Genomic DNA, 26,018 nt, shown 5'->3' on the forward strand with positions numbered 1-26,018 from the left:
CCGGCGGGAAGCATCCCATCGAAGCAGGAGAAAAGAGTCAACTCAAACGGTCGTTCAGGGTTTGACACTTTCCGCAAGTGCTGCGCCGATTTCCGCTATCGCCCGATTGCGTGCCTTAAAGGGCGCTTCGGTTTGCGTGATATAGACGGCGATCACCACCGGCTCCCGATTTTCCGGCCAGATGACCGCAATGTTGTTGCGAGATCCGTTTCCGCCTGCCCCGGTCTTGTCTGCAATTTTCCAGCCCTCAGGCAACCCGGCGCGAAGCGTTGAATTGCCGACTTTGTTTCCGATCAACCATTCTGTCAGCAGGTCTCTGGACCGCGATGTCAGCGCGGTGCCAAGCACCAGTTTGTTCAAAGTCTCAGCAGCTGCATCGGGGGTGGTTGTGTCCCTGTCATCGCCCGGATATCCGGTATTGGACTCCGGTTCCCAACGATCGGCACGTGTCTTTTCGTCACCAATCCGGCGCAGAAACGCGGTCAAAGCCTCGGGGCCACCGATATCCTGCATGACGAGGTTGGCCGCTGCGTTGTCGCTCGTGGTTACGGTGACCTCACACAGTTCTCTGACGGTGAAACTCTTGCCGCCCACCCTTTTTTCCGTAACCGGCGAATAGGTAACCAGGTCTTGCTGGCGGATCGTCACGGCTCTGTCCGGATCCGTCCGGCCGGCATCGCCTGCATCCAGGAACGCCGCACACAAAAAGGCCTTGAACGTGCTGTTTGTCGGAAAGCGCTCATCGCCGTTGTAACTCCAGACTTCTCCCGATCCGGTATCGATTACGCTAACACCGACTCGAGCCGACAACCGGTTTTCGACCTCCTGCACCTTGGAGTTCAGAGGGACCGGATCGAAATCGGCTGCAAGAGGTGAACTCAGCGTGGCAATGGGCAGAACAAAGCTGATGAGGGCAGAGCGCCAGGAAAGAGCGAGCATACAAATTCTCCATGTTTGAAACCTGTTGCTTCCCCGGCTGAGCAGCAAGCCCCCGCGCTGGGGCCGATGAAGCACGGCGACTTTGCCCTTGCCATCTTCATTACACAAACGATCAATAATGAGGTTAGCCATGAGAAAAACTTGGCCTTATCTCACTAGCAGAAAGCACCTTGCGAGGATTGAATGGAAGTTTCCCAATTGCCCCTCAATGCCCTCAGAGCATTTGAAGCCTCCGCAAGGCTGCTGAGTTTCACCCGGGCGGGGCTCGAGTTGCATGTCTCGCAGACGGCCGTCAGCCATCAGGTCAAAGCCCTTGAAGAGGTTTTGGGAGTTTCCCTGTTTGAACGGCTTCCCAGGGGCGTCGCTTTGACCGATGAAGGGCATGCTCTGCTGCCGGTCCTGACCGATGCCTTCCGGCGGATGAGCGCAACACTCCGCCGATTTGAGGACGGGAACTTCAGGGAAGTTCTGACTGTCGGCGCTGTCGGTACTTTCGCGACCGGTTGGTTGCTGCCAAATCTCGAACGTTTTTCCGATGCCCACCCGCATGTGGATCTGCGTCTCAAGACCAACAACAATCGCGCGGACATTCTGGCTGACGGATTGGACTATTTCATCCGGTTCGGAGATGGCGCCTGGCATGGCACGAATGCCGTGAAACTGATGGAAGCACCTCTATCTCCCGTGTGTTCTCCTGCTATTGCAAAACGACTGAACACACCTGGAGATCTGCTTGAATGGCCCCTGCTCCGCTCCTATCGCATGGATGAATGGGCCATGTGGTTTCAGGCAGCTTCTCTGCCTGCGCCGCGGGCGCGAGGCTGGATGTTCGATTCCTCGCTGACTATGGTCGAAGCAGTCACCCGGGATGCCGGAGTAGCGCTTGTGCCAACGAGCATGTTTGAACACGACTTGTCGACCGGGAGGATCGTGCGGCCATTTCCCCTCGAGGTCACGACGGGCAGCTATTGGCTCACCTGGCTAAAGTCCCGACAGGAGACTTCTGCCATGCAGAAGTTTCGTGTGTGGCTGGAGGGCAGGTTCGGTTCCGTGAAGCTGACTTCGGCCCAAACCCGCTAACGGGCAAGGAAATAACTCGGCCCGCCACGCTTCACACGTGCCCTAGCCTTTCCTGCCGATCACCATCTCACGCTTGCCAGCAAATCCACCGACTTTTTCCACCGTGAAACCGGCAGACTGGAGATTACGCCGCACCCACCCGGCAGCAGTGTATGTTGCCAGTGTTCCATCGTCTGATGTCAGGTTCGCCGCTTGTCGTAGCAGGTCTTCATCCCACAATTCCGGATTCTTCGCAGGACTGAAACCATCTAGAAACCAGGCATCGACAGGGGGAATTTGAGTTGTCCCGCCGGATCTGCCGGGATCCATCAGTGTCAATTCGCCGATCATCTGCCTGGCATCGCCAATTCCGAGCAACAGCTCCGCATTACCAATGCTCAGCCGGTTCCACCCCGCTTCGGGGGCCCAGACGCTCGTAAGCTCCGAAGCGAAAACATTGAGTTCCGGAAATGCACCAAGAGCCCGTGCCAGCTGATCCTTCGTCATGGGATAAAGCTCGAAAGAGACAAACAGGAGCTCAGGCGCTGCCGGAACATCTTTGAGCGCAGCTAGAGTCGTCAGGAAGTTCAATCCTGTCCCGAACCCGAACTCTGCGATTGTGAAGGACGACCGGCTCTGGAACCGCGTTGGCAAATTGTTACCAGCAAGAAACACGTGACGGGTTTCGTTCAACCCACCCGCCTTTGAAAAATAGGTGTCGTCGAAGCCCTCTGCCCTGGGCACATCGCCCGGAAGCCATTCCAGATCTGGCGCGTGTGTGGCCATATTACTCGTTTTGCTGTTGGTGGGACTGAGATATAGGGTCCAGACCCAGGATCCGTTGCCAGGTTACTGCGTCCTCTTACGCCAGCCCATCTGCGCAATCAATCACAAGGACTGTTTATCAAATGGCGTCCATCTCCGCCGAACCCTATGACCTTGCAATCGCGGGAGCAGGCGTCTTTGGTCTGTCCATTGCCCGCAGAGCCATCAAACAAGGCTTGCGGGTGCTCGTGCTTGAGGCACAGTATATCGGAGCAGGTTCAAGTGGCGGGTTGCTGGGCGCGCTGATGCCTCATATGCCGGCACGTTGGAACCAGAAAAAGGAGTTTCAGTTTCAAGCGTTGCTCAGTCTTGAAAACAGCATTCGGCAGCTGGAGAAAGATACCGGTCTGAGCTGCGGATACCGACGCTGCGGCCGTATCCTGCCACTCACGACGACCGACAAGCTTGAGCACCATCTGGAGCGGGCTGAAGAAAGCAAACTCCGCTGGCACCCTGAAAAAACCGGCTTCTCCTATGTCGTGGAGCCCGAAGGCAGCCGGTCCGATTGGCTTGATCCAGCCGCGGCTCCATTTGGCCTGGTCTATGAAACGCTCGCCGCCCGGGCCTCTCCGCGTTCCTATCTGGCAGCACTCGCGGCATTCGTCAGAAGCGAGGGGACGTTGATTGAAGATGCAACCGTCACGGATTTTGACGAAACCAGCGGCTCCGTTCAACTTTCGGGCGACCACGATCCGATTTTGGCGAGGCGACTTGTTCTGTCGGGAGGGTTCTCAGCATTTGACCTCATCGAGCATTTTACCGGAGAGATGATCGGTCGTGGTGAAAAGGGGCAGGCCTTGATCCTTGACGGCAAGGGACTGGAAGACAGGCCGGCGATTTACTGCGATGGTCTTTACGTGGTTCCTCACGCAAATGGTACGGTTGCTGTTGGCAGCACTGCCGACCGCGAGTATTCGGACACCACCCCTTCGCCAGCGCGTACGGATGAACTGTTGCAACGGGCAACTGCCTTCTGTCCTCAACTGAATGGCCGTGCGCTAATTGCCGACTGGGCCGGGATCAGACCGCGTTGTAACAAGCGCGATCCCTTGATCGGCAAACTGCCCGGGTATGACGCCGTTTTTGCGGCAACGGGCGGGTTCAAGATCTCCTTCGGCATCGCACACCAGATTGCTGACTGTCTTGTCGCGGAAATTGTTGATGAAAAACCGGACTTTGAACTGCCGGACACTTTCCGTCCGGACCACCACTTCGGCATCAACCGGTTGGATGCGGACAATCTGGGTAGAAGATAAATTCTGACGGAAGTTGAGTTGCCCGATCCGTTCGCAGCAATGCGGATAGAGGATAATCGGCGCGCAGAGCAATGTTGCTAGAGCGCAGAAACCACCAAATAAAGTCCATAGAAGGTAAGCGAAATCGACCCCCAAAACAGGAGGTTCTTCGCCAGCAGGAAAGGCACGTTCATTCTCTCGCCCCGATGAACAATCACGACGGCCTGTTCATCGTCCTCTTCTTTGGAAGAGCGAACATCTTTCACGGCTGTCATGGCCTTGGCCATATCGTCAATCCTTAAACAACCAGAGTGACAAAAAAGAGGAACAGAATTCCACCAGTGCCAAGTCTAACGTTTAAAGGTCCCCTGGTTAAAACCCACTTAAAATTACTATGAATGCTTTATTAAATTTCACTAGAATGGATTTGATCATATGCACAGTTTGTTTTGCCGGTTGTTGATTGTTTCGTCCTGCGAAAAATGCCAATACTTCCTTGTTTAACCAGTGAGAGAGAAACTTCCGCATGAGCCTCGAAAGCGTACGTGATCACCTGACCAGCGCCGCCCCCGAACTGGAAGTCATTGTGACCCAGAACAGCAGCGCCACAGTCGACCTGGCAGCCGAGGCTCACGGTGTCGAACCTGGTCAGATCGCCAAGACACTTTCGTTTCAGGTGAAGGAAAAGATCTTTCTGGTCGTTGCCCGAGGTGATGCGCGGCTGGACAACAAGAAGGCCAAAGCGGCCTTCGGAGGCAAGGTCAAAATGCTCGGGCGAGAAGATGTCGAACACCTCACGGGGCACCCGGTGGGCGGGGTCTGCCCGTTCGGCCTGGCACAACCCCTGCCCGTCTATTGCGACATTTCACTCAAAGATTTCGACGTTGTCATTCCAGCAGCCGGAGCAACCAATGCTGCGGTAAAAGTGTCCCCTGAGCAAATGGCAGACATTACAGCCGCGGAATGGGTCGATGTCTGCCAGCCGCCTCAGGTCCAGGACTAGACAAGTAACTGCAGGAAATACCCTAGACCTGATAGTACTCCCGGTACCAGTTCACGAACCTGGTGACCCCTTCCTTGACCGAAGTCTTCGGCCGGTAACCGGTCAGGTTCTGCAACAGATCGGCGTTCGCCCAGGTCGCCGACACATCACCAGGCTGCATCGGCATCAGATTGCGTTCAGCTTTCTTGCCGATGGCCTCTTCGATCGAATCGATAAACTCGGTTAGCTGTACGCTGGTCGAGTTTCCGATGTTGACAATACGCCACGGCGCAACCGGCGACAGGCTATCGCCTTCGGAAACCTCTTCACCATCCGCCGGCCGAACGGGAACCGCATCCATCAGTAGACGTATCCCCTCCACCAGATCTTCCACATAAGTGAAGTCACGCTTCATGTCGCCGTAGTTATAGACATCGATCGGCCGGCCTTCGAGAATGGCCTTCGCGAATTTGAAGTGAGCCATGTCCGGCCGCGCCCAAGGGCCATAAACTGTAAAAAACCGGAACATCGTGATCGGCAAGTCGTAGAGATGCGCATAGGAATGCGCCATGGACTCTGTTGCCTTCTTCGTCGCTGCGTAGAAAGAAACCTGATGGTCAGCCTTGTCTGTTTCGGTGTACGGCATGACCGTATTGGCACCGTACGCAGAAGACGTCGATGCCAGCAGCATATGTTCCGGCGGAAATGCCCTGGCTGCTTCCAAAAGCTCGAACGTGCCGCAAATGTTGCTTTCCAGATACGTTCTCGGCGCTTCGATGGAATAGCGCACACCGGCCTGCGCAGCCAGGTGAATGACGAAGTCCGGCTTTTCGGACCTGAACATGGACATCAGCAGATCGGCCGTCTCGATGCGGTCATTCACGGCCTTGAAATGTTCATGTTGCAGCAGCATCTGCTGCCGCCGTTCCTTCAGTCTGACGTCGTAATAATCGGTCATGGCGTCAAGACCGATGACCCTGAAGCCATCCTGAAGCAGGCGGGTGCAAAGAAAGTAGCCGATGAACCCTGCCGAACCAGTCACCAGAACGGTTTTCATTATTTTACGAGGCCTTTTCGCTGATGAGCACGTTTGTGAAAGCGGTCTTAAGGCGCTTCTTGTGACCGGGCAATGACAAAGTCTGATTTTGAGACAGAAGCCCAGGAAACATATTCACAATTGCAGCATGTCGCTGACGAAAACAGCAAGATAGAAGCAGCAAGGCTCGGAATTCGAATGAACTCCGAGCCTTGCCAAGACCAGATCCTGATTTTCCAGACGCAGAACAGCAGCTATCACCAGAAGACCACTGAGCGTCTTGTTGCGGAAATCCTAGATGCCCTCTCCGTGAGCAAAACTGCTCAGGAAGCCATGTTCGCGAAGATAGGAGATAATATTCTCTGCGACCTCTTCAGGGCTCCGATCCACGTTTCGAATGTGAATTTCGGGATTTTCCGGAGCTTCATACGGGCTATCGATCCCGGTGAAATTCTTGATCTCGCCGCGGTCCGCCTTCTCGTAGAGCCCTTTCGGGTCACGCTTTCGGCACTCCTCGATCGGAGTATCGACAAAGACCTCGATGAACTCGCCGTCTTCCATCAGATCCCGCGCCAGCCGGCGCTCGGACTTGAAGGGTGAGATGAACGAGACCAAAGTGATCAAGCCCGCATCGACAAAAAGTTTCGAGACTTCACCTACGCGACGGATGTTTTCCACCCGGTCAGCGTCGGTAAAACCAAGATCCTTGTTGAGGCCATGACGAACATTGTCACCGTCAAGCGTGTAGGTGTGCCTACCTTCGATATGCAGCTTTTTCTCCACAATCGAGGCGATGGTCGACTTGCCGGACCCCGACAGTCCGGTGAACCACAGAACCGCCGGTTTCTGGTCGAGCTTCTCAGAACGTGCGTGCTTGTCGACTTCAAGAGCCTGCCAGTGAATGTTGCTCGCCCGCCGAAGCGCAAACCAGATCATTCCGGCACCCACTGTCGCATTTGACATACGGTCGATCAGGATGAACGACCCTGTCGTATGATTGGCCTCATAGGGGTCAAACGGCACGGAAGACGACAGGGCAAAATTGCAGAAAGCGATTTCGTTGAGTTCCAACGTCTTGCCGGCAATGTGCTCAAACGTGTTCACATTGATCTTGTGCTTGATCTCCGAGACCGTCGCAGTGACCGTGCGGGTGCCAATTTTCAGAAGATACGGACGACCTGGTAACAAAGGCTCGTCGGACATCCAGATCACATGGGCGGCAAACTGGTCTGCAACATCAGGTCGGTGCGCCGTTGATGACAAAAGGTCGCCGCGCGAGATGTCGATCTCGTCTTCCAGCGTGATCGTGACCGCTTCGCCCGCGCGTGCGTCCTGAACCTCACCACCTGCGCCGATGATGTTCTTCACCTTGGAAACCTTCGCCGGACCGGCGACAACCAGCTCATCACCAACTGCGACGCGACCACTGGCGATAGTTCCGGAGTATCCGCGGAAGTCCAGGTTTGGACGGTTGACCCACTGTACCGGGAAGCGGAAAGGTGCTTCCAGAACATGTTCGCCAACCTCGACCGTTTCCAAATGTTCCAGAAGCGTCGGACCGGAGTACCAGTCCATTTTCTGGCTCTTGCCGGTGACGTTGTCGCCATAGCGGGCTGACATGGGAATAGCCTGCAGGGACTCGAAGTCAAAGCCGTTGGCGAAGACCTCGAATTCCTTACGGATTTCCTCAAAGCGTTCCTCGGAGTAGCCGACAAGGTCGATCTTGTTGATCGCCAGAACCACGTGCCGAATACCCAGCAAAGACGCAATAAACGCATGACGGCGCGTTTGCACCATCAGGCCATTGCGGGCATCCACCAGGAGAACAGCCAGATCAGCAGTCGAAGCACCGGTGGCCATGTTGCGGGTGTATTGCTCGTGGCCTGGTGTGTCGGCAACAATGAACTTGCGCTTTTCCGTCGCGAAGAAGCGATAGGCAACGTCGATCGTGATGCCCTGTTCGCGCTCGGCTTCCAGACCGTCCACCAGCAAGGCGAGATCAATCTCTTCACCAACGGTTCCGTGTTTCTTTGAATCGCGCTCCAGAGCTGCCAGCTGATCTTCGAAAATCAGCTTGGTGTCGTAAAGCAGACGACCGATCAAGGTCGACTTACCATCATCGACGGAACCGCAGGTCAGGAATCGCAACTGGTCCTTGGATTCTTGCGCGAGGATATAATCGGTAACGGCTGTTTCGGCAGCACCCTGTACTTCTACGTTGGTCATCTTAGAAATATCCTTCCCGCTTCTTCTTCTCCATCGACGCGCTTTCGTCCTTGTCGATCAGACGACCCTGACGTTCGGAGGTGCGGGCAATCAGCATTTCGCGGACAATGGCGGGAAGTGTGTCGGCATCAGATTCAATTGCACCGGTCAACGGATAACAGCCGAGCGTGCGGAAACGCACCAACTTTTCCTCTATGGTCTCTCCGGGCTGCAGTTTCATTCGCTCGTCATCCACCATGATCAGCATACCGTCGCGCTGAACCACAGGACGCTTGGCGGCAAAATAGAGCGGAACCATCGGGATGTTTTCGGTCAGAATGTACTGCCAGATATCGAGCTCGGTCCAGTTGGACAGTGGAAAAGCACGTATGCTTTCACCTTTGGCAACCCGAGCATTGTAGAGGCTCCACAGTTCCGGGCGCTGGTTCTTGGGATCCCAGCCATGATTGGCATTGCGGAAGGAAAAGACCCGCTCCTTGGCACGTGACTTTTCCTCGTCCCGGCGCGCACCGCCAAACGCCGCATCAAAACCGTACTTGTTCAGCGCCTGCTTCAAGGCTTCGGTTTTCATGATGTGGGTGTGTACCGAGGAGCCGTGCGAGAAGGGGCCGACGTTCTTCTCAAGTCCTTCCGGGTTGGTATAGACCAGAAGATCCAGACCGAGACGCTTAGCGGTCTCGTCCCGGAATTGGATCATGTCCCGAAATTTCCAGGTCGTGTCCACGTGAAGCAGCGGGAACGGCGGCTTCGACGGATAGAAAGCCTTCATCGCCAGATGAAGCATGACACCGGAATCCTTGCCGATGGAATAGAGCATCACCGGATTGGAGAATTCGGCCGCAACTTCGCGGATGATATGGATGCTTTCCGCTTCCAACCGCTTCAGGTTGCTGAGGCGCTCGGGCGTGATCCCGTAAGATTGCATGTTCATAGTCGCTTTTCCGTTGGACCGGTCATCCGGCCATACTGAATTGAATTGCAGAACCTGTCAGCCGCAATGGGGTCAGGCAGCCGGGGCAACATCGGCGAGCAGTGACTTGCAGCCCGCCGCAATGAAATACGGGTTGCGCAAGTCATCCTTGGTGGCGTTTTGCGGAACCCGGTAGACGAAGTCAGCACCGTTGCCGGCCAAAACCACGCGGCCGCCAGCTGCGCGCACAACCGCATCGCCTGCCGCGATATCCCACTGCATGGTCGGCGCCAGACGTGGGTAAAGATCTGCCTTGCCTGCAGCCACCCAGCAAAGTTTCAAGGAAGAACCCACCGACACCCGTTCAGCCACGTTCAGCCGATCGATGAGTGCCGAGGTCTCCGCCGACAAGTGAGACCGGCTGGCAAGAACGCTCAGTCCCTTTTCCGGTGGCGTGCGAACCGAGATCGACTGGACATCCACAACGTCTGTGTTCTCGATCCTGGCCTTGAACGCGCCGCTTTTTCCGCCCCAGAATATTTCTTCGAGCGCAGGTGCAGACACCACGCCAAAAACCGGAACGCCGTGCTCAATAAGTGCTATGTTGACCGTGAATTCACCGTTCTTTTTCAGGAACTCCTTAGTCCCATCTAGTGGATCGACCAGGAAATAACGTTCACCAACGGCCGGCAGGTCGCCGGCTTCGACAGATTCTTCGGCTACCACCGGAATGTCTGGAAACATTTCGGCAAGTCCCGCCAGAATAATCTTCTCCGCCGCAGCATCAGCCTTGGTAACAGGAGAACCGTCCGTCTTGTTCTCAACTTCAAACGGCTTCGCATAAATCTTCAAGATTTCCTCGCCGGCACGGATCGCGAGCCGGTTCAAAAAGGATATCTGGTCTTCTGTCATCAACGCCTCAACTTGCGCAACTTTTTGAGAATTGCGTCTATTTCGCTTGTCTGGCTTGCCCGTAAATAAAAGGAACAATGTGTATCAATTCAAGGAATGTCGTTCCACGAATGCTTCGGAAAAGAAAAAGCTTCGAGCCCTCTTCGGTCGGCATAGGGGCATTTGTTCCGCGACTCAAGTAGACAAATTACCTCGTGCCGGAACGAGAAAAATACTCCGCGAAATTGGTTGAATTTTACCTTGATACAATTTATACGCTAATTTGTTGTTTCAATTGGCAAATTCCATTATTTATGCTTCGCAGCGGACAACCTAACCTTTACGTCATCTCAGTTCAATTGCGACGGAATTGTATTTCAGGTCATGAGTCCTTGTTCTGATTCACGGATTGGCAAGGCATTCCTTGGTAAGGTCTGCGTCACAGAGCAAGTTTGCCTTTCGAGGCACGATTGGATGTGAGACCAGAATGTCGGACGTCAAACCAGCACCACACTCCGGTGCGAAGCAAGAAAAAGAACGCGAATTTGTTGAACGCGATCGGCGGGCCCGTGTCTTCAAAAAAGGGAAGATGGTGTTCCAAAACGGCTTGAGATCCATTCCGTGCCTGGTCAGGAACATTTCTCAAGGTGGGGCAATGCTCGAATTCGAACAGGCCTACATGCTGCCGAAGGAATTTGAACTTTATATAGACCTTGAAGACTATGAAGTCAGCTGCGAGCGCCGCTGGGAAGAAGGCCTGCGCTGCGGTGTCGAATTCGTCGGTGAAAGACGGCAAGTTGCTCAACAACGTTCACAGTCATTGAGAACATCAGAGGAAGCTCTGAAGAAGAATGATGACGATTTCGTCGACAGCACCAGCAATTTCTTCAATCGCAGACGCGATGACACACGCACGCCGGTAGAACCAGGACAGCCTCTTAGCCGACCACGCCGGACCGGCAGCGGGAAACCGACATTCGGCAAACGGCGCTAAGAGCAGGTCACACCTATCTCTCCAGGATTGGCGTTTGGTCCTGCAAGCGCCCTCAGGGCGCTTCGCACGGGTGCGAATTTCTTGCGTTTCGGGAATTCTCTCCGTCCGTGCAGAATTCGCAGATGATCTAACAGTTCGTCACAAGCACCGCCCCCGAACCTCAACCTCACATTCTTCAGAAGTTTCCAGGATGTTCCCAAACGGCTGGAAACATTGCGGCCGCTTGATCGACAGAAGCACACGCTCAGCAGGTTCCAAAACCTCAACTGCTTTCAGGCATTCATCATAGAGCTTCTTGTCTTGGCCGGTTTGCCTGGAACGGCGCGGGAGTTCTAATCTAACGCGAACCGTGTGCCGGGGCGTTCGTATCTGTTGTTTTGAGATTGTATCGCTCAAAGTGTCACAACTCCCGCTCCAATCCACCGGAGCGTTGATGTGAGGAATTCAAATGTCCGAAACTCTTCTAAGCATCGCGGAAAGTATTCACAGCGGGGCGGTATCCGCTCAGTCTCTTGCAACGGAGGCTCTCGCGAAGGCGGAAGAGTTTCAGGAATTCAACGCTTTCATTTCTCTTGATCCGGAAGGTGCATTGGCTGACGCGCTTCGGGTTGATCAGGCCATCGCTGCCGGAGATACCCCCGGACGGCTCGCCGGCGTGCCTTTGGCGATCAAGGATAACATCAATGTTCAAGATCTGCGCACGACTGCGGGAACAGCGGGGATCGATTTTGTGCCCTCGACATCGGCACCCATTATTTCCAGATTGAAGTCCGAAGGTGCCGTCATTATCGGCAAGACAAACATGCATGAGCTTGCCTTCGGCGTGACATCGAACAACGCGGCGTTCGGCACGGTTCACAATCCGATTGACCCGATGTGCATTCCGGGCGGTTCTTCCGGAGGAACGGCGGCCGCAATTGCCGCAGGCATCGTCCCCGGCGGACTTGGAACGGATACTGCGGGATCGGTCCGGGTACCAGCCGCCTTGACCGGGCTCGCCGGCTTTCGTCCAACCCGCTCTCTGGTGGACCAGACCGGCATTGTGCCATCCGTTCCAACGTTCGATGTCGCAGGCCCCTTGGCGCAAACGGTTTCCGACGCTGCGCTGCTCTACGCGGTCATGACCGGCAAGGCTGCCGCGAAGCAGCGCCCGGTGACGGACATTCGCATAGGGCTGCCAACATCCTATTTCGAAAATCTATCGCCCGGCGTTTGCAGCGCTGTTGAACAAGCGCTCCACCAGGTTGAACGTGCCGGCGCCATTTTGAAGGACATCGATATCACGCCCATCAGCACGGCAAGCTTCGAGGTCGGTTTTCCAATCGGGTTCCATGAAATGAAAACCGCAATGACCGGCTTTCTGGCACAATATCAGCCGGGAACCAGTCTGGAAGAGATAGTGGAAAGGATCGCGGGAAAAGATGTGAAAGACGTCTACACCGATGCGGTTTTGGGCGACGGTGCGCCGTCGCCTGCTGATTACAAAGACGCTGTCATCCGGATGACCGAAATCCGGCGTGATTATCTTGAAATGCTTGCGACCAATCAGCTGGATATTCTTGCCTTTCCAACGACACCGCTGGAAGCGCCTCCCATTGAGGGGGCCGAGGAAACGGTGTTGCTGAACGGCGAAGCCGTTCCAACGCTGCCGACATTCATGCGCAACGTTGCTTCGACCGGCGTTTGCGATGCCCCGGGATTGACACTTCCCTTGAAACGGACCGGCGGCAGCGCCCTGCCCACCGGTCTGGAGATTGATGGCCGCCCAGGCGAAGACGTTGAGCTTCTCGGGATCGGCATCGGCATCGAAACCCTGCTTGCGGAGGCCTGAACGCCCCTGCCAGGCCGGAAAGCGCTATTGCATCTGACTGTCAAAAAAGGTTTCCGGTTCGTCGACTTCAACGAGGCGCTTGCCGTCGATCAGCCAGAATCGGGTGCCGACAATTCGGACAAACGCCCTGTCGTGACTTACCAGCAAGGCTGAAATGTCGTGTTCGAGCAGCTCCCGCTCCAAAGCCTCCTGCCCTTCAATGTCGAGATGGTTTGTCGGTTCGTCCAGAATATAGAAATTCGGTTGCGTCAGCCGGAGCAGCAGCATGGCAAGTCGGCTGCGCTGTCCGCCTGACAAAGCGGATATCGCCTTCTCCTGCATGCCGATGATGATACCACTGGAAGCGAGCAGCGCACGGGCGTTGCGGTCACCAACGTCGCTGCTTCGCGTTACCGCATCCATGGGGGTGGAGAACCGGTCCAGTTGCGACAAGGCCTGATCAGACACACCGGGGACAACCGACGGCGCAATACGAATGCTCGTGTCGTTTCCCTCTAGCGCCCTGATCATCCGGTTCAACAACTGTGTCTTGCCGGTACCGTTTGCGCCGAGCACGACGATCCGGTCCCCGCGGTTGATCCACAATCGCCCGGACCGAAACAAGGTTCTGCCCGTAGGTACACTGATGTCCGTTTCTTCCAGCGAGACAAGAGCTTTCGCATGGGTTCCCGAATTGACCAATCGGATCTTGCCCGATGACTTTCCATTAAAGGCGGGACGCACGGTTTCTTCTATTCTTTCGGCTCGTTCCTTCAATTGCTTCGTTTTGCTCAGGAGCAGATCGGATCCTGAATTGATGCCGATGTTCTTCAGTTTTGCGGCCTGCCGCCGAAGTTGATTGGCTTTGCCGATTTCCTTTTCGAACTGGCGCGCGGTCGCGGCATCCCTTTCCTCGAGCGATTGGCGCGCCTTGCTGTAGGCAAGCGAAAAATGCTGCGAGCCTTTCGGTCTCAAAAAGAAGGTTCTGTCCGTGACTGCATCCAGAAAGGCACGGTCATGGCTAGCAACCAGCAATGGCGTGCCATGCGCTGTCGTTTCAAGCCAGCTTTGAAGAACACCTGTACGGCCAAGGTCCAGATGATTGGTGGGCTCGTCCATCAGCAAGGCATCCGGCTCTCGAACCCAGGTTCGGACAAGGAGTGCAACACGTTGCCAACCGCCGGACAAGGCCTGAAGCGGTCGGTGCCAGAGGTCCATAGGGACTTGCAGGTCTTCAAGGGCAATGTCGACACGCCAGCTTTCGTTTTCAGCCTGGTCATCGTCCAGGGCGCACAAGACAGCGTCATACATGGAGAGCGTCAGCAGTTCCTGCGGAACATTCTGACAAACCAGTCCGACCCGCAAACCGCGGGATGTCGTTATTTCGCCGTGAGTGGGTTCACCTTCCCCGGCGATTACCCGGAGCAAAGTGGACTTGCCGCTGCCATTTGCAGCCACAAGACCGATCCGGTCGCCCTTGGCGATGGTCAGGTTGATGTCGGAAAAAAGCGGTTCGCTAAGGGTTACGCCAACATTGCGCAGGCTGATCAAAGTCATGAGTCACGTAGTCCAATCCAAAAAATGCTCAGCCTAAACGGCTGCATTCAGGGCAGATCGTCGTGACGGGACAGTCCTTCGATCAGCCCCACAAACGCGTTTGCGGGGCGAAGACGGGACCGCGGACGCGGTAGCGCGTAAAATTCATCGGGCCCTCCTTTCTTCTTGCGTTGGACGGCCAAAACCTAGTGGGGTGCAGGTGAACGGTCAACCCGAAAATTCGGGTCCGCCGGAAACCGGATTCCACCCCACTTGTTCGGCAGTTCTCCCGCCGATACCATATCGACAGCTGCAGCTGGCAGGGGGGGCAATCAGCAATGGAGGAAACGTCCCGCTTTCAAGCCCGGGAAAACCGCCGGATCATCGTCTCGGTCATACTGGGCAACACGATCGCGTGGGCCGATTTTGCGCTTTACGCATATTTTTCCCCGATCCTGTCCAAGGTGTTTTTTCCCTTCGCCGGCTACTACACGGCTTTGTTCCTCTATTTTGCGATTTTCGCGATAAGTTTCGTCTTTCGTCCTCTTGGTGCAGTCATATCCGGTGCATTTGCGGATCGCCACGGCCGCAAGAACACCCTTCTTGCCACCGTTATTCTGTCGTCTCTCTGTACGGCCGCAATCGGTGTCATGCCGGGTTACGATACAATTGGCGCTGTCTCTATCGTCATGTTGTTTGCAATCCGTATCGGTCAAACCATGGCGATTTCGGCAGAACCAACCAATTCCACCGCGCTCCTGATCGAGTTTAATCCGGATGACTCCCGCCGCGGGCTGATTTCAAGCAGTGTCATGTCCGGTGTCTTTCTGGGCTTCTTAATGGGTATTCTATCGTTCTTCCTGATCACCACGCGCTTGAGCGATGCACAGATCGAGAGCTGGGGCTGGCGTATCCCCTTTCTGTCTTTCCTGGTGATTGGCGCCGTTGTTGCGCTCTTGCTGTCGACCATCGATGAGTCGCCGGTTTTTCTGGCGCACAAAAAGGAAAAGAAGCTCGTCAAAGCACCCCTGAAACAGTCGCTGACCGGACAGACCCGTCTGCTCTTCACTTCTTTCGGCTACGGCATAATGATGGCGATGGGAAACTACTTCGTTCTCGGCTTCCTTCCATCGTTCCTGACCCATGAGATCAAACTGACCCTCGAGGAAGCCAATCTGGCAATTGTTTTCTGCCTTTTGGTCGCAACCATTCTCATTCCCGTTTGCGGCCACATCTCAGACCGGGTTGGACGCAGACCGGTGATGGCCGCCGGAGCAATCCTGTTCATACTGCTGAGTTACCCGATCTTCTACCTCATCGAGACAGGCAGCCTCATCAACGTCATCATCGCCTGTATCATTTACGGAATCGCTCTGGCGCCGACAGCGTCAATCCTAACCACCGCGATCGCAGAAATGTTTCCGTTCGCGACCCGCTGTACCGGCGGCGCCATTGGCTACAATGCAGCCCTCACGATTGCAGGCGGCCTGACACCGATCATCTGCCAGGGGATCTACCGGCTGACCGGCAGTATCTATTCGCTGGATTACTACATCACCTCGCTTGCGCTGGTGCACCTTCTGTTCGTGCTGTTTTCGAAAGAGACCAAGAACAATTCGGTGCGATAACATGGCCCGACTGAGGTCAGGGTCCCACATAAGATCAGCCGAGATCACCCCGAAGGTCATCGCCCCCTGCCTGCTTCATGCCAGCCATTCGACCAGCCGCTCGAAACTCTGCCTTCCGCCTTGTTCTGCGCCGCGCATCCGCGCGCGTTCCAAAGCTGCTTCGGTCTCAAACTGCATGCGCAACGTCACCAGGGTCTGCGTTGCCTTGTCCTCGAATGTAACAATCATCCGGCAGGTCAGGTGACGGTCGCTGACATGTCCCCCGGAATTGAAGAACTCCAGCCGCCTCGGTGGCTCAACCACCTCGAAGACCGCCCTGTTGGGATAGTCGGTTCCGTCGGGGCCGTGCAGGACGTACTCCCATACTCCACCTACCTTCACGTCCATCGACTGGATGGTCAGGACAAAATCCCTCGGCCCCCACCAGCGCACGAGCTGGTCAGGATCCGTCCACGCGCGAAAAACGGTTGCCGGAGGCGCGGCGAAGACGCGTGAGAATACGAGCTCGTGAACATCCGGCGCTGAGCGGGAACTGACATCAACCGGCATTTTCCGCTCCCTGTTCCGCGAGAAGCTCATCCAACCTGTCGAAGCTCTCGTCCCAGAACTTCCGGTAGGGATCGACAAGATCGAAAACGTCCTTGAGTGGGCCCGGCCGAAGCCTGCAGGGCCGCCGCTGCGCATCGCGCAGGCGCTCGATCAGTCCTGCCCGTTCCAGGACGTTCAAATGCTTCGTAACCGCCGGGCCGGTCATGTCGAAAGGTTCGCTCAATTCCGCAACCGTCATTTCTCCGCTCGACAGCCGCGCCAGAATGGATCGCCGCGCCGGATGGGCAAGTGCAGACAGGGTCAGGCTCAAATTATCAGTAGACACTTTATTTCACCATATGGTTAGATAACTAGATGGTAACATAAAACTCTCGACGCGTTAAGCTGCTGTCTGCGGGTCTGCGCTCGAAAACCAGGAGGTTTTAAACCATGAGAAATCTGGCCATTCTGACATTTCAAACACTCGACGGAGTCATGCAGGCCCCCAGCATGCCGGACGAAGACCGGTCCGGCGGTTTCGACCAAGGGGGCTGGGCAATGCCGTTCTGGGACGAGGTCATGGCGCAGGTCGGCCGCGTGGCAATGGCGTCTCCCTATGACATGCTTTTCGGCAGGAAGACCTACGACCTTTTCGCAGCCCATTGGACCAGGGCGGAGGGAGAACCCGCCGGCATGATGAACGCGGCCCGCAAATACGTCGTCTCGCGTGGTCAGCCGGATCTCAACTGGAGCAATTCCTACCTTGTCAGCGGCAACGTTCCGGTCGAAATCACTGATCTGAAGCGACAGGACGGACCGCTCATCCAGGTGCATGGCAGCGCGGATCTGATCCGGACGCTTCTGGCCCATGATCTCATCGATGAGTTCCGGCTCTGGACCTTCCCCGTCATTGCCGGACACGGAAAACGGCTGTTTGAAACAGGAACGGCCGCAAGGAACCTCAAGCTGATTGAGAATGCGCACACGGAAAACGGCGTGGTGATGACGATTTACAGGAGGCGCTGATTCCGTGCGCCTCCCCCAAGCTGTTGTCATTGTCCTTTGATTGCACATCGAGGTGAGCAACACTTCGGACATCAAGCATTACGGGTTGCCTTGAAACTTCTCAGCACAGAAACCAGAAACAGAACAGCGGAAAGCATCGCGAAATTGGCACCGACCCAAATGAGCCAGGTCATGTTTTCCTCACCGTAGAAAACAAAGCCAACGCTCAACCCAATTGTTCCGACGACAGCGGAACCAAACTGAGCCCAGGCAACTTTCGTTCGCGACAGTGCAGGATTGCACTGGAAATACAGCCCGTAAGCTACATTCGAAAGCCATCCAAACAGGAGCAAGTGCACATGCACCACCTGCAACTCGTAAGCTCCTTCCAGAACAGATCCACCGAGCACCATCCCCGCGAGGGCGCATATACCTGCCACCAGGAAGAAGAATTTCTCTGGCCCAACCGTCATCAAGTTTCCCTTACCTTTAGGCTGCCGGATTCCAATCCGATCGAACATCCATTGCCCGGACCTGATCAGGCAGCTTCGATTTGAACAATTAAATACGTTCGTATTTAATTCCAGATAATCAATTCCTGAGGAAGGTTCAATGGCGGGGTGTCGAAAAAATCACGAAAGGAGCTGAGCGCTTCTGCCTCCCCAAACCAGAACGACAGAAGGAAGCACACGTTGCGCCTGCCAATGATCGGCGTCCCGCCTGAGGAAACCGGGCTTGCCTTTGACGGGCAATGAAAATCCGGTTCGACAGTCTGTTGAAGGAAATGTTCTTCTGGTGGCCACGGCAACGCACCTGTTTTCGTTAGCTCCAACCAACAGAAAACAGCCCGGCACAAAAGAAAGGACGCCGGCCGTAGCCAGCGCCCCCCTGCGTTAAAGGAAGATTTTGAAATTACGCCGAAACCCGAAAGATCCGCTGCAATGCCATTCTTCGCTTTTAACTGTGACCGTGGTCTCCATTTAAGGAGGCCCGGTCCACGGCCACGCAACCCGTAGGTTCCGTAAGACGCGCCGACATACAGATGACCCGCTGTTATCGGTTCACCGGGGCACCGCTCGCGTCACTTGTCCGCTCCCGGCACAACCCATGAAATCCCCAAGGCATTCGGCACACAACCATTCGTAAGAATAGCGTCCGCCACCGCGGGCATGAGCTACTGCTTTGACCGCCCCAAGACCCCTGTCAGCTAAGACAAAATCAAGTAACGACCGGCAGTGGATTTAGTATTCATATTTCTTTACGCTGCGTCTACATAGAAATGATTCTTTCAACAAATACGATCACGCCTGTTGAAAAGATGTGAAAAGATAGATTATCTTTCTTAATTCTCCAACTCTTATTCAGAAAGCCTGACTTTTGACTCCCGAATTTATTGCAGCGCAACAACCTCCCTTGCATCCAGGCCATTTTGATTTCCCGGGATCACTTCGCGGCATTGGTGCAGCTTGGTTTCGTTGCGCATGCAACATGGGTGAATTTCATGAGACCGGACATGTTCCGCCGCTTGAGATTGAGCCCACTCAGTGAAAGTTCGGATGAAGACGAACAGCACCGGCGACATTTTTCATCAGGTCCGGTGAAACATTGAAGAGGTAACCATGTGCAAGGATTGTTCAAGGAATACCATCAGCCGCAGGGGCCTGGTTGCAGGCGGGTTCGCGCTCACCGCCGCGGCGGCCTTTTCGACGGCCGCGTCCGCACAGGACGATGAACCCCGCCCCGCCACGCCGGAAGAGGCGTTGCAGCGTTTGAAGGATGGCAATGCCCGCTATGTCGCCAATGAACCGATCTATACCGACCACTCCCACGGGCGAACGCTGAGATCCCTCGGCCAGCAGCCCTTCGCCGCCGTGGTTGCCTGCTCGGACTCACGCGTTGTACCCGAACTCATCTTCGATCAGGGACCGGGCGACATTTTCGTCGTGCGGGTTGCCGGCAATTTCATCAATGAAGATGGACTGGCGAGCCTGGAATTCGGTGCTGCGGTCCTCGGCGTCAAAACCATCATCGTACTGGGTCATTCTTCCTGCGGTGCCGTGGATGCCACGATCAAGTCCATTCAGGACCGGGAGCTTCCCGGCGGGCACCTCCCGAGCCTCGTCAATGCCATCCGGCCCGCGGTCTATGATGTCATACCGAAAAATCCGCCCGACCTGCTGAGCGCAGCTATTCAGCAGAATGCAAAGATGAACGCGGAAAAAGCGACTGTCGCGACACCGATCCTGTCGAAAATGCACAGTTCCGGAGAAGTCGGGTCCGTTGCCGGGGTCTACGAGATTTCAACCGGAAAGGTCGAATTTGTTTAGGCTGCATAGGGCGGCCGCTTCGGCGCGCAAGACAGGCACCGCCCCCCGCATCCGGGAGCGGGGTGTCAGAGCGGCCGCCTTGCCGTGATCGCGATCCAGGGACCCTCGGCAACCGACTGGTAGCCGCCGCCAGGATATTCGACAATCGACACGGTTTCCCAGTCGCCTGACTGCCGATAGCACTCGACAAGATCTTCGCGCGACAGGTAGTTGAAATACCGGCCGAAGGTGTCGCGGCCTTCACGGCCGCCACCCTTGAAGCTGGCAAAGTGACCCCCCCCGGGTTTCAAGGCCGTGCGGACACGCGCCAGAATGCCGGGCAAGGCGCCACGCGGTACGTGCAGAAGCGCGGCGTTTGCCCAAACGGCATCGTAGGATTGTTCGGCAGACAGCTGGTCAAAACGCATGACCTGCACCGGGCGCCCCAGCCGTTCCTCTGCTCTTGCGGCAATTTCCGGGGTTCCGTCCGTTGGCTCCACGTCAAACCCGGCCGCGATCATCGCTTCGGCATCGCGGCCGCCGCCACATCCAAGCTCCAGAACCTTCGCCCCACTTGGCAGGCGTTGAAGAAACCCGGTCAGATGCCGACTGACGCCGCCCTTTCCGCTCGCGGTATAGACAGGTGCCTCTTTTGAATAGAACTGCAGGGTCCGGTCGTCTTTCGTCTCAGAACCCGGCATATCTTCAGAACTCATCTGCTCCTGCCTCCTTCGCGCCAACGCATAGAACCGAATGATGTGACCTCAGACCAGGCAAGGACCGCTTGTCCGATAATCCGTTGCAATGACCGAACAGTCTCCCCGCCACAAAGTCAACTACAGCAAGACCGGACGAGAAACCGTCTCGCAAACCGGATCTTTGTCTTTCTGAGACACGTGATTTCGAAAAAGAAAATCTCCACCAGACCCGACACTTGTCAGGGCTGGTGGAAATACGGTCCGTGCAATGTGTTTGGAGCGTGTAAAGCGTCAGTTCTGATTACGGCAGAACGACCACCGCCTCCACCTCGAACAGCATCGGGTCAATTGCCAGTTTCGGAACGGGAACCAGGGTTTGCGCCGGCAACGCTTCGCCGAAAATGGCCGTCACGTTCCGCGTCAGCACACCAAGCTTCGACGGGTCGTGATCGACCACGAAGACCGTCAGCTTTGCCACCTGATCCGGCTTGGCGCCAAGTGCATCCAGAACCGTTTTCAGGTTCGCATAGGCCTGTTGCACCTGATCGGCAAAGTCGGGCGAATAAGCTCCGCTCGCATCCGCGCCGCCCTGCCCGGAAATATATGCGACCCGGGCACCCGCCGGTGCGACCACCGAGGTGCTGTAGCCGTGAACCGATGGGTCATGAAGCTTTTCCGGGTTCACAATGGTGAGTTTTCCTGCGGTTTCGCCTGCTTCGGCAGAAGCTGTGAACGTTGGAGACATGATGAGACTTCCTAGTATTGAGAAAATGATTGTCAGGCGCGACATACCGGGCTCCTTGGCCTTCTTTTCCTGGGGCTGGGTCAGCTCCTCGCCATGTCTGGATATCAATTGCCTCCTGACAAAACCTGTCAGCATGACTATGCTGAAACTGTTCTGGTCGTGGCACGATGTAACCGGAGGTCTTCTGTGAGCCGCTCTGATCGCCTTCTTCGCCTGATGCAGGTCATGCGGCGGCTGCCCTCGCCCGTGACCGCATCACGGCTGGCTGCGGAAATGGAGATTTCGGAACGCAGCATCTACCGCGATATTCAAAGCCTGCGCTCTTCCGGCGCGGTCATCGATGGCGAGGCGGGATATGGCTACACGCTGACCGAAGACCCGTCGCTGCCGCCCATGCATTTCGAAGCCGACGAGGTGGAGGCACTGGCCCTCGGCCTGCACACCGTTTCCAGGCTCGGCAATTCGGAATTTGCCTATGCCGCCCAGAACGCCATGGTGAAGCTGGAAGCAACGCTGCCGGAAAACATGCGCCAGCGGCTGCGGCACGCGACCGTCGGCAGCCACATCCTGCGCAATGCCCCCTCTTCTGACGTGGACATTCCCGGACTGCGGGAAGCGATCTGGAACGAACAGGCGGTCCAGCTCGGCTATCTGGATCTGAGCGAACGCTTCTCGAGCCGAAAGGTCTGGCCCCTCAGCATCTATTTCTTCAACGCCGTTCAGGCCCTCATCACCTGGTGCTGCATGCGCGATGACTTCCGCATGTTCCGCCTCGATCGGATCAAGTCGATCGACTTCCTGGACGAATCCTTCCGCCCCAAACGCGTCGGTCTGTTGCGGGAATATTTTGACCGGGAAAAGCAGTGTGAGTGAGTGTGTGGGGGTGGGGGTGTTGAATGGGATGATGGGCTTGTAACCAGATGAAACAGGTTCAAGCAGGAAACGATTTTGATCGTCGACTTAAGAGCATTTCTTTGCGGGTAGAATCGCCACCTCACATCAATAGATTAAAGATCTGGCAGTTCACTATCGCTGATCATGTAACGCGCAAGAACACTTGGCACTAAGGACATATCCGGGACTACGTGAGATTGAGGGATTTTGGCGACTTTCTGCCGTTTGCACTGATCATCTCTGAAAACAAGTGCGCAACTTCATTTGGCACAAAGTGACCAAAACACCGTACATCAGATTTACGCCATCTGAAATTACCTAATGAAAACAACAGTCGCGTAACTTCAAGGTGGCAACTATTTCGTACTATCTTAGCTGAGTTGCCACCTTGCCAGAAATCGCGGAGTTCTGCCAAAACTGGTACTGTCGTTTTTGTTAGGCAATATTGAGGTGGCAACTTTTTGATCCTCAACTCGCAGACTTATTTTAAGGATTTCCAATGACTGACGTAAGACGTTTTAAGGTTCATGCACACGAAAGAATCTTTATTCACAACGACCTTTCAAATGCGGCATTTCATTTCAAAAGACTGATTGAAAGCAAGTCGGCCAAGGGCGACCATAGTGGATTAGGCCTCGAGGTCATGGCAGGAGCAACAATGTTAGCCTTTGCAAATGAAGCGCGCTTCAACTTTCTAGGCTATCATCTAGAAGGCAACAGCTGGGACGAATGGAAACCGGCGATGAAAAAGGTTCGAAGGGTCTTCGAGATCCTGGGAATATCTCCGGACTTCAGCGACCCACCGTACTTGTATCTGCAGGCCCTGAAAGATTTCCGCGACACGCTCGCCCACGGGAAGCCAGAGTACAAGGAATTCAAGGAGGAATTGGAGGCGACGGAGGAGGAGCTATTGGGAATGCTCGACCTCAAGGCTGACTGGGAGCGTAGTCTTGAACCCAGTTTCTTTTGCGAGGCTTATGATGCCAGTGAAAAAATCTGGAAAGAGCTCCTGCAAAAGTCTGGGTTGACTCTCATGGATACGCTTTCAGAAGGTGGCTCCCATATCGAACTCATTCACGAGAAAAAACAATAGCTAGCCAAGTCATTTGGGAAGGGTTCACATCGCAGATTGTGCGAATCCGGCACTGGAATTTCGTTGAATCAAGTCAGTGCCTGCTCAATCTTCACTCATGCCGAATCGATTCGAATTAGCGCATCCCTGCGAGAGATAACAACTCTTCTACAACGCATCTCAGGTCAGCTTTGATAGAGTCGAGATCATTTCGAACTGCGTTGAACCTGCGGCTGTGGGCCGACTTATCGCCGACGTCCTTGAGATGGGGCAGAGCCTGCTTCGTGTTCCGACTCAGGTTCCAAGCCGTGCACGCGATCGTCTTCGAAATCAGGTCTTTGAGAAAGAGGAAATCTCCATCTCGATTCTGTATCTCAGCCGCCCGCCCGTGGTTCTCGAACGCCTCGATAATGAGAGTCTCTAGAAGCCTCCTTATCATGACTGCCGAGGCATCAAACCATCCCTGCGAATATGCTCCGTTAGCTTGGTTCGAAATCTTCTCTAGGTAACCACGAGTGCCTTTAAAGAGGATTGACGGCACTACGGCGTTCGCGTTGCTCGCACGCATGCCCTCTTCAGGAGGCCCCAAAGTCGCACTTATCTCTTGCTGGACTGTCTGTGCTGCGTGCGCAATGTTTTTTGCAACTGATCCAAGTTAGCTCCTGTTGTACAGGTGCTTGGCCATGCTTGCGAAAATCTGGTCGATCTGCTCAGCCGAGGCTTCAGAGGAGACGTGGACTTGAATGTCGATATGTAGCGAAGGGGCCTTGGACTTGGCACCCGCCTTAGCCGCGGACTTCAGGTCGGGCGCCGGCGCGTGTCGCGTTTCAGCTTCGATGTGCGTATCGTTCTCGACGATAGTATTCTCAAAATCGGCCTCGGCAGCTAGCTTTTTGAAGGTAGATACGGCTTTCTGGATCGCCTGCTTGCCAGCCTTCGAGCTGGAGCTGAAGACGTGCTCAAGTTCAGTGTTCGAACGCGAATGCGCGTCTGGATACACTGCGTACAGGTCACCGTATCCCTGCCGGATGCCCTCGCCAAGCACAATCTTTCCGCGCGCCCCTCGGTATTTACTCCATCGCTCTGTTGGCACTCCACTGCTGTCAACAAGCCCTGCTACTTTTAGTATGCCTATCAGAGTACTGTCATTGCTGGATTTGAAACCAATGGTCTTGAGCCAAGCATTCGTGACCTTAGGCGGAACACCGACTTCCTTAATTTTTGAGAGTAGTGTCGAAATCTTTCCCGGTACTGTGGTGTAAACTACATCACTCATTGCATTTTCCCCATCTACACCTAACAGATGCCATGTATCATCCTAGGAGGCAAGTGAGGAGCTGGAAGCTATCGATAGCCTTATTGTAAGGCTGCCGAAACAAACAGCTTTTGAGCAGAAATCTACCGGCTGTAGTACGAGTAGCATCGTTTTACGCATCAGGGCGTCTGGTAGTTTCCAGGTTCTTGCTATCATATGTGGCATGTCCGCTTGGTTTTTTTTGCAGGATGCCTATGCGGTAAAAAATTCAATTATCGGAATTGTGTGACTGGGAAAGCGGTCTCAATTTTAGACCGAGTCACGCCCACCGTGATAGCCGCCTGTACGAAGGGGGAAGTCTGTCCCGTTGCTCTGGTGAGGAAAAATAGTGAAACGAATTCTGGCGGTTATTGCACTCACAACATTCTTAGTCGGATCCGCATCGGCGCAGGAAATCCCAAACGTAGAAGAAATCAACTCCCCGATAGACGAAACAACCCAATCGGCCAGAACAAATTTGCTCGCGGCGGAACGGATGTTGTTTGCCGCCGACCAGGCACTCGACCACGCGGCGGTTATCACATCTTCGGTGACGGTCGATCCGCTCGTTCATACGGAACTGAGAAGGCTTGAAACCGGTGCGCCTGGTGCGCGTGCAATCCTTGTCATTGGACCAGATCGACAGCTGCTCCATGACAGCTACAAGTACCCTGTTCTGCCACTGGATCTTTCCGACCGTACATATTTCAAGGAAGCTATTGCTGCTTCGGATTTGGTTATTGGAGAACAGGTCATAGGGCGCACGTCCGGATCATCGTTCGTCCCAATCGTAAAGCGCCATGGCGACCTGACGTTTGTTGCCGTCACCACTCCTTTCGCGCTGGTTGATTTACAAAGCGAGTGCGGCGACTGTTGGTCACTGGCGTTCCAGAACACCGGGCGGATCATTACAATGTTTACGCCTGAAATGCAGGCCTCGAAAAATCTGTTGGAGATCGCAACAAACTCGAAAGCGTCAACGGGAACGCGTGTTACCCGCTACCTAGGTTCAGTTGTAGCGATCGCCTGGAGAAAGAGCCAAGATTTCCCGGTCATCAGCGTAAGCGTTCGCGGCCTCCTGTAACGCGCAAGAACACTTGGCATTTAGGAGATATCCGGGATTAAGTGGGGTTAAGTGATTTTTGGCGGTTTTCTGCCGTTTGTGCTGATCACCGCCAAAACCAGGCGCGCAACTTCATTTGGCACAAAATGGCCGGAGTGCTAGGCGCGCAGTTAATGCCAACTGAAATTACGTAATGAAATCAAACACCGCGCAAATTCAAGGTGGCAACTAGTTCATTATTCTTTCCGAGAGTTGTCACCTTACCCAAAGCGGGAGAATTCCGCCGAATACCGGAAGACTGATCGCAATTCGCACAAGTCAAGGTGGCAACTTAGGTAAAAA

Annotated in this window: 26 protein-coding genes; 11 read left to right on the plus strand and 15 right to left on the minus strand. The window is 55.0% G+C overall.

The annotated features are described in order from the left end of the window. Nucleotides 1-54: 54 nt before the first annotated feature. Nucleotides 55-939: a class A beta-lactamase gene (gene bla, locus ABLQ08_RS03095; RefSeq protein ID WP_352939441.1), complete on the minus strand. Its 885-nt coding sequence runs from the start codon at nucleotides 937-939 to the stop codon at nucleotides 55-57. Nucleotides 940-1,122: 183 nt separating this feature from the next. Here bla and ABLQ08_RS03100 point away from each other — a divergent pair, with 183 nt between their 5' ends. Next, nucleotides 1,123-2,019 carry a LysR family transcriptional regulator gene (locus ABLQ08_RS03100; RefSeq protein ID WP_352939443.1) on the plus strand — a complete coding sequence of 299 codons (897 nt, stop codon included), beginning with the start codon at nucleotides 1,123-1,125 and terminating at the stop codon, nucleotides 2,017-2,019. 42 nt (nucleotides 2,020-2,061) lie between these two features. Here the strand turns inward: ABLQ08_RS03100 and mnmD are convergent, their stop codons facing one another. Further along, the gene (gene mnmD / locus ABLQ08_RS03105) at nucleotides 2,062-2,784 is read right to left on the minus strand and encodes a tRNA (5-methylaminomethyl-2-thiouridine)(34)-methyltransferase MnmD (protein WP_352939445.1); all 723 of its coding nucleotides are present in this window, start codon (nucleotides 2,782-2,784) and stop codon (nucleotides 2,062-2,064) included. Nucleotides 2,785-2,906: 122 nt separating this feature from the next. Here mnmD and ABLQ08_RS03110 point away from each other — a divergent pair, with 122 nt between their 5' ends. After that, nucleotides 2,907-4,079 (plus strand): NAD(P)/FAD-dependent oxidoreductase, encoded by a 1,173-nt coding sequence (locus ABLQ08_RS03110; RefSeq protein WP_352939448.1) that lies wholly within the window; start codon nucleotides 2,907-2,909, stop codon nucleotides 4,077-4,079. Nucleotides 4,080-4,156: 77 nt separating this feature from the next. Here ABLQ08_RS03110 and ABLQ08_RS03115 read toward each other — a convergent pair whose 3' ends face one another. Next, entirely contained in the window at nucleotides 4,157-4,345 is a 189-nt protein-coding gene (locus ABLQ08_RS03115) for a hypothetical protein (protein ID WP_352939451.1), read from the minus strand. A gap of 239 nt (nucleotides 4,346-4,584) precedes the next feature. Between ABLQ08_RS03115 and ABLQ08_RS03120 the strand changes: the two genes are divergently transcribed. Further along, nucleotides 4,585-5,061: a YbaK/EbsC family protein gene (locus ABLQ08_RS03120; protein WP_352939453.1), complete on the plus strand. Its 477-nt coding sequence runs from the start codon at nucleotides 4,585-4,587 to the stop codon at nucleotides 5,059-5,061. A gap of 22 nt (nucleotides 5,062-5,083) precedes the next feature. Here the strand turns inward: ABLQ08_RS03120 and ABLQ08_RS03125 are convergent, their stop codons facing one another. From ABLQ08_RS03125 to cysQ, 4 genes are all read right to left on the minus strand, one after another. Continuing rightward, nucleotides 5,084-6,097: a GDP-mannose 4,6-dehydratase gene (locus tag ABLQ08_RS03125; RefSeq protein WP_352939456.1), complete on the minus strand. Its 1,014-nt coding sequence runs from the start codon at nucleotides 6,095-6,097 to the stop codon at nucleotides 5,084-5,086. 273 nt (nucleotides 6,098-6,370) lie between these two features. Next, nucleotides 6,371-8,302: a sulfate adenylyltransferase subunit CysN gene (gene cysN / locus ABLQ08_RS03130; protein WP_352939459.1), complete on the minus strand. Its 1,932-nt coding sequence runs from the start codon at nucleotides 8,300-8,302 to the stop codon at nucleotides 6,371-6,373. 1 nt (nucleotide 8,303) lies between these two features. Continuing rightward, nucleotides 8,304-9,233, minus strand: coding sequence for a sulfate adenylyltransferase subunit CysD (gene cysD / locus ABLQ08_RS03135; RefSeq protein WP_352939462.1), 930 nt, complete (start codon nucleotides 9,231-9,233; stop codon nucleotides 8,304-8,306). A gap of 72 nt (nucleotides 9,234-9,305) precedes the next feature. Next, nucleotides 9,306-10,124, minus strand: a complete 819-nt coding sequence (gene cysQ, locus ABLQ08_RS03140; RefSeq protein WP_352939465.1) for a 3'(2'),5'-bisphosphate nucleotidase CysQ — start codon at nucleotides 10,122-10,124, stop codon at nucleotides 9,306-9,308. 466 nt (nucleotides 10,125-10,590) lie between these two features. Between cysQ and ABLQ08_RS03145 the strand changes: the two genes are divergently transcribed. After that, nucleotides 10,591-11,097 carry a PilZ domain-containing protein gene (locus ABLQ08_RS03145; protein WP_352939468.1) on the plus strand — a complete coding sequence of 169 codons (507 nt, stop codon included), beginning with the start codon at nucleotides 10,591-10,593 and terminating at the stop codon, nucleotides 11,095-11,097. Between the two features lie 448 nt (nucleotides 11,098-11,545). Beyond that, nucleotides 11,546-12,928: an amidase family protein gene (locus ABLQ08_RS03150; RefSeq protein ID WP_352939471.1), complete on the plus strand. Its 1,383-nt coding sequence runs from the start codon at nucleotides 11,546-11,548 to the stop codon at nucleotides 12,926-12,928. A gap of 24 nt (nucleotides 12,929-12,952) precedes the next feature. Here ABLQ08_RS03150 and ABLQ08_RS03155 read toward each other — a convergent pair whose 3' ends face one another. Next, nucleotides 12,953-14,464, minus strand: coding sequence for an ABC-F family ATP-binding cassette domain-containing protein (locus ABLQ08_RS03155; protein ID WP_352939474.1), 1,512 nt, complete (start codon nucleotides 14,462-14,464; stop codon nucleotides 12,953-12,955). Between the two features lie 317 nt (nucleotides 14,465-14,781). On the opposite strand from ABLQ08_RS03155, the gene ABLQ08_RS03160 reads away from it, so the two are divergent. Continuing rightward, on the plus strand, nucleotides 14,782-16,071 hold the full coding sequence (locus ABLQ08_RS03160) for an MFS transporter (protein ID WP_352939477.1): 1,290 nt from the start codon (nucleotides 14,782-14,784) through the stop codon (nucleotides 16,069-16,071). 75 nt (nucleotides 16,072-16,146) lie between these two features. On the opposite strand, the gene ABLQ08_RS03165 is transcribed toward ABLQ08_RS03160, so the two are convergent. After that, complete coding sequence (locus tag ABLQ08_RS03165) at nucleotides 16,147-16,620, minus strand: SRPBCC domain-containing protein (protein ID WP_352939480.1); 474 nt, start codon at nucleotides 16,618-16,620, stop codon at nucleotides 16,147-16,149. Further along, on the minus strand, nucleotides 16,610-16,945 hold the full coding sequence (locus ABLQ08_RS03170; protein ID WP_352939483.1) for an ArsR/SmtB family transcription factor: 336 nt from the start codon (nucleotides 16,943-16,945) through the stop codon (nucleotides 16,610-16,612). The genes ABLQ08_RS03165 and ABLQ08_RS03170 overlap by 11 nt, the downstream gene beginning before the upstream one ends. 104 nt (nucleotides 16,946-17,049) lie before the next feature. Here ABLQ08_RS03170 and ABLQ08_RS03175 point away from each other — a divergent pair, with 104 nt between their 5' ends. After that, nucleotides 17,050-17,625, plus strand: coding sequence for a dihydrofolate reductase family protein (locus ABLQ08_RS03175; RefSeq protein WP_352939485.1), 576 nt, complete (start codon nucleotides 17,050-17,052; stop codon nucleotides 17,623-17,625). A gap of 71 nt (nucleotides 17,626-17,696) precedes the next feature. Here ABLQ08_RS03175 and ABLQ08_RS03180 read toward each other — a convergent pair whose 3' ends face one another. Further along, complete coding sequence (locus ABLQ08_RS03180; protein WP_352939488.1) at nucleotides 17,697-18,077, minus strand: hypothetical protein; 381 nt, start codon at nucleotides 18,075-18,077, stop codon at nucleotides 17,697-17,699. Nucleotides 18,078-19,223: 1,146 nt separating this feature from the next. On the opposite strand from ABLQ08_RS03180, the gene ABLQ08_RS03185 reads away from it, so the two are divergent. Then, nucleotides 19,224-19,931, plus strand: a complete 708-nt coding sequence (locus tag ABLQ08_RS03185; protein ID WP_352939491.1) for a carbonic anhydrase — start codon at nucleotides 19,224-19,226, stop codon at nucleotides 19,929-19,931. A 65-nt stretch (nucleotides 19,932-19,996) separates the two neighbouring features. On the opposite strand, the gene ABLQ08_RS03190 is transcribed toward ABLQ08_RS03185, so the two are convergent. Both ABLQ08_RS03190 and ABLQ08_RS03195 read right to left on the minus strand, forming a co-directional pair. Further along, nucleotides 19,997-20,626: a class I SAM-dependent methyltransferase gene (locus tag ABLQ08_RS03190; protein ID WP_352939494.1), complete on the minus strand. Its 630-nt coding sequence runs from the start codon at nucleotides 20,624-20,626 to the stop codon at nucleotides 19,997-19,999. 283 nt (nucleotides 20,627-20,909) lie between these two features. Continuing rightward, entirely contained in the window at nucleotides 20,910-21,398 is a 489-nt protein-coding gene (locus ABLQ08_RS03195) for a RidA family protein (RefSeq protein ID WP_417714886.1), read from the minus strand. A 141-nt stretch (nucleotides 21,399-21,539) separates the two neighbouring features. On the opposite strand from ABLQ08_RS03195, the gene ABLQ08_RS03200 reads away from it, so the two are divergent. Both ABLQ08_RS03200 and ABLQ08_RS03205 read left to right on the plus strand, forming a co-directional pair. After that, complete coding sequence (locus tag ABLQ08_RS03200) at nucleotides 21,540-22,226, plus strand: helix-turn-helix transcriptional regulator (protein WP_352939500.1); 687 nt, start codon at nucleotides 21,540-21,542, stop codon at nucleotides 22,224-22,226. A gap of 520 nt (nucleotides 22,227-22,746) precedes the next feature. Further along, complete coding sequence (locus ABLQ08_RS03205) at nucleotides 22,747-23,340, plus strand: hypothetical protein (protein ID WP_352939503.1); 594 nt, start codon at nucleotides 22,747-22,749, stop codon at nucleotides 23,338-23,340. 115 nt (nucleotides 23,341-23,455) lie between these two features. On the opposite strand, the gene ABLQ08_RS03210 is transcribed toward ABLQ08_RS03205, so the two are convergent. Both ABLQ08_RS03210 and ABLQ08_RS03215 read right to left on the minus strand, forming a co-directional pair. Beyond that, nucleotides 23,456-23,887 (minus strand): DUF4145 domain-containing protein, encoded by a 432-nt coding sequence (locus tag ABLQ08_RS03210; protein WP_352939506.1) that lies wholly within the window; start codon nucleotides 23,885-23,887, stop codon nucleotides 23,456-23,458. 87 nt (nucleotides 23,888-23,974) lie between these two features. Further along, nucleotides 23,975-24,595, minus strand: coding sequence for a DUF5343 domain-containing protein (locus ABLQ08_RS03215; protein WP_352939509.1), 621 nt, complete (start codon nucleotides 24,593-24,595; stop codon nucleotides 23,975-23,977). 367 nt (nucleotides 24,596-24,962) lie between these two features. On the opposite strand from ABLQ08_RS03215, the gene ABLQ08_RS03220 reads away from it, so the two are divergent. Further along, nucleotides 24,963-25,697 carry a PDC sensor domain-containing protein gene (locus ABLQ08_RS03220; protein ID WP_352939512.1) on the plus strand — a complete coding sequence of 245 codons (735 nt, stop codon included), beginning with the start codon at nucleotides 24,963-24,965 and terminating at the stop codon, nucleotides 25,695-25,697. Nucleotides 25,698-26,018 lie beyond the last annotated feature (321 nt).

This window comes from Roseibium sp. SCP14 (assembly GCF_040329475.1).
GTDB lineage: Bacteria > Pseudomonadota > Alphaproteobacteria > Rhizobiales > Stappiaceae > Roseibium.

Bases quoted from the DNA above. Each gene is read 5' to 3' on its own strand.
- bla (WP_352939441.1), bottom strand. From the start codon at position 939: ATGCTCGCTCTTTCCTGGCGCTCTGCCCTCATCAGCTTTGTTCTGCCC.
- ABLQ08_RS03100 (WP_352939443.1), top strand. From the start codon at position 1,123: ATGGAAGTTTCCCAATTGCCCCTCAATGCCCTCAGAGCATTTGAAGCC.
- mnmD (WP_352939445.1), bottom strand. From the start codon at position 2,784: ATGGCCACACACGCGCCAGATCTGGAATGGCTTCCGGGCGATGTGCCC.
- ABLQ08_RS03110 (WP_352939448.1), top strand. From the start codon at position 2,907: ATGGCGTCCATCTCCGCCGAACCCTATGACCTTGCAATCGCGGGAGCA.
- ABLQ08_RS03115 (WP_352939451.1), bottom strand. From the start codon at position 4,345: ATGGCCAAGGCCATGACAGCCGTGAAAGATGTTCGCTCTTCCAAAGAA.
- ABLQ08_RS03120 (WP_352939453.1), top strand. From the start codon at position 4,585: ATGAGCCTCGAAAGCGTACGTGATCACCTGACCAGCGCCGCCCCCGAA.
- ABLQ08_RS03125 (WP_352939456.1), bottom strand. From the start codon at position 6,097: ATGAAAACCGTTCTGGTGACTGGTTCGGCAGGGTTCATCGGCTACTTT.
- cysN (WP_352939459.1), bottom strand. From the start codon at position 8,302: ATGACCAACGTAGAAGTACAGGGTGCTGCCGAAACAGCCGTTACCGAT.
- cysD (WP_352939462.1), bottom strand. From the start codon at position 9,233: ATGAACATGCAATCTTACGGGATCACGCCCGAGCGCCTCAGCAACCTG.
- cysQ (WP_352939465.1), bottom strand. From the start codon at position 10,124: ATGACAGAAGACCAGATATCCTTTTTGAACCGGCTCGCGATCCGTGCC.
- ABLQ08_RS03145 (WP_352939468.1), top strand. From the start codon at position 10,591: ATGTCGGACGTCAAACCAGCACCACACTCCGGTGCGAAGCAAGAAAAA.
- ABLQ08_RS03150 (WP_352939471.1), top strand. From the start codon at position 11,546: ATGTCCGAAACTCTTCTAAGCATCGCGGAAAGTATTCACAGCGGGGCG.
- ABLQ08_RS03155 (WP_352939474.1), bottom strand. From the start codon at position 14,464: ATGACTTTGATCAGCCTGCGCAATGTTGGCGTAACCCTTAGCGAACCG.
- ABLQ08_RS03160 (WP_352939477.1), top strand. From the start codon at position 14,782: ATGGAGGAAACGTCCCGCTTTCAAGCCCGGGAAAACCGCCGGATCATC.
- ABLQ08_RS03165 (WP_352939480.1), bottom strand. From the start codon at position 16,620: ATGCCGGTTGATGTCAGTTCCCGCTCAGCGCCGGATGTTCACGAGCTC.
- ABLQ08_RS03175 (WP_352939485.1), top strand. From the start codon at position 17,050: ATGAGAAATCTGGCCATTCTGACATTTCAAACACTCGACGGAGTCATG.
- ABLQ08_RS03180 (WP_352939488.1), bottom strand. From the start codon at position 18,077: ATGACGGTTGGGCCAGAGAAATTCTTCTTCCTGGTGGCAGGTATATGC.
- ABLQ08_RS03185 (WP_352939491.1), top strand. From the start codon at position 19,224: ATGTGCAAGGATTGTTCAAGGAATACCATCAGCCGCAGGGGCCTGGTT.
- ABLQ08_RS03190 (WP_352939494.1), bottom strand. From the start codon at position 20,626: ATGAGTTCTGAAGATATGCCGGGTTCTGAGACGAAAGACGACCGGACC.
- ABLQ08_RS03195 (WP_417714886.1), bottom strand. From the start codon at position 21,398: ATGTCGCGCCTGACAATCATTTTCTCAATACTAGGAAGTCTCATCATG.
- ABLQ08_RS03205 (WP_352939503.1), top strand. From the start codon at position 22,747: ATGACTGACGTAAGACGTTTTAAGGTTCATGCACACGAAAGAATCTTT.
- ABLQ08_RS03210 (WP_352939506.1), bottom strand. From the start codon at position 23,887: ATGCGTGCGAGCAACGCGAACGCCGTAGTGCCGTCAATCCTCTTTAAA.
- ABLQ08_RS03215 (WP_352939509.1), bottom strand. From the start codon at position 24,595: ATGAGTGATGTAGTTTACACCACAGTACCGGGAAAGATTTCGACACTA.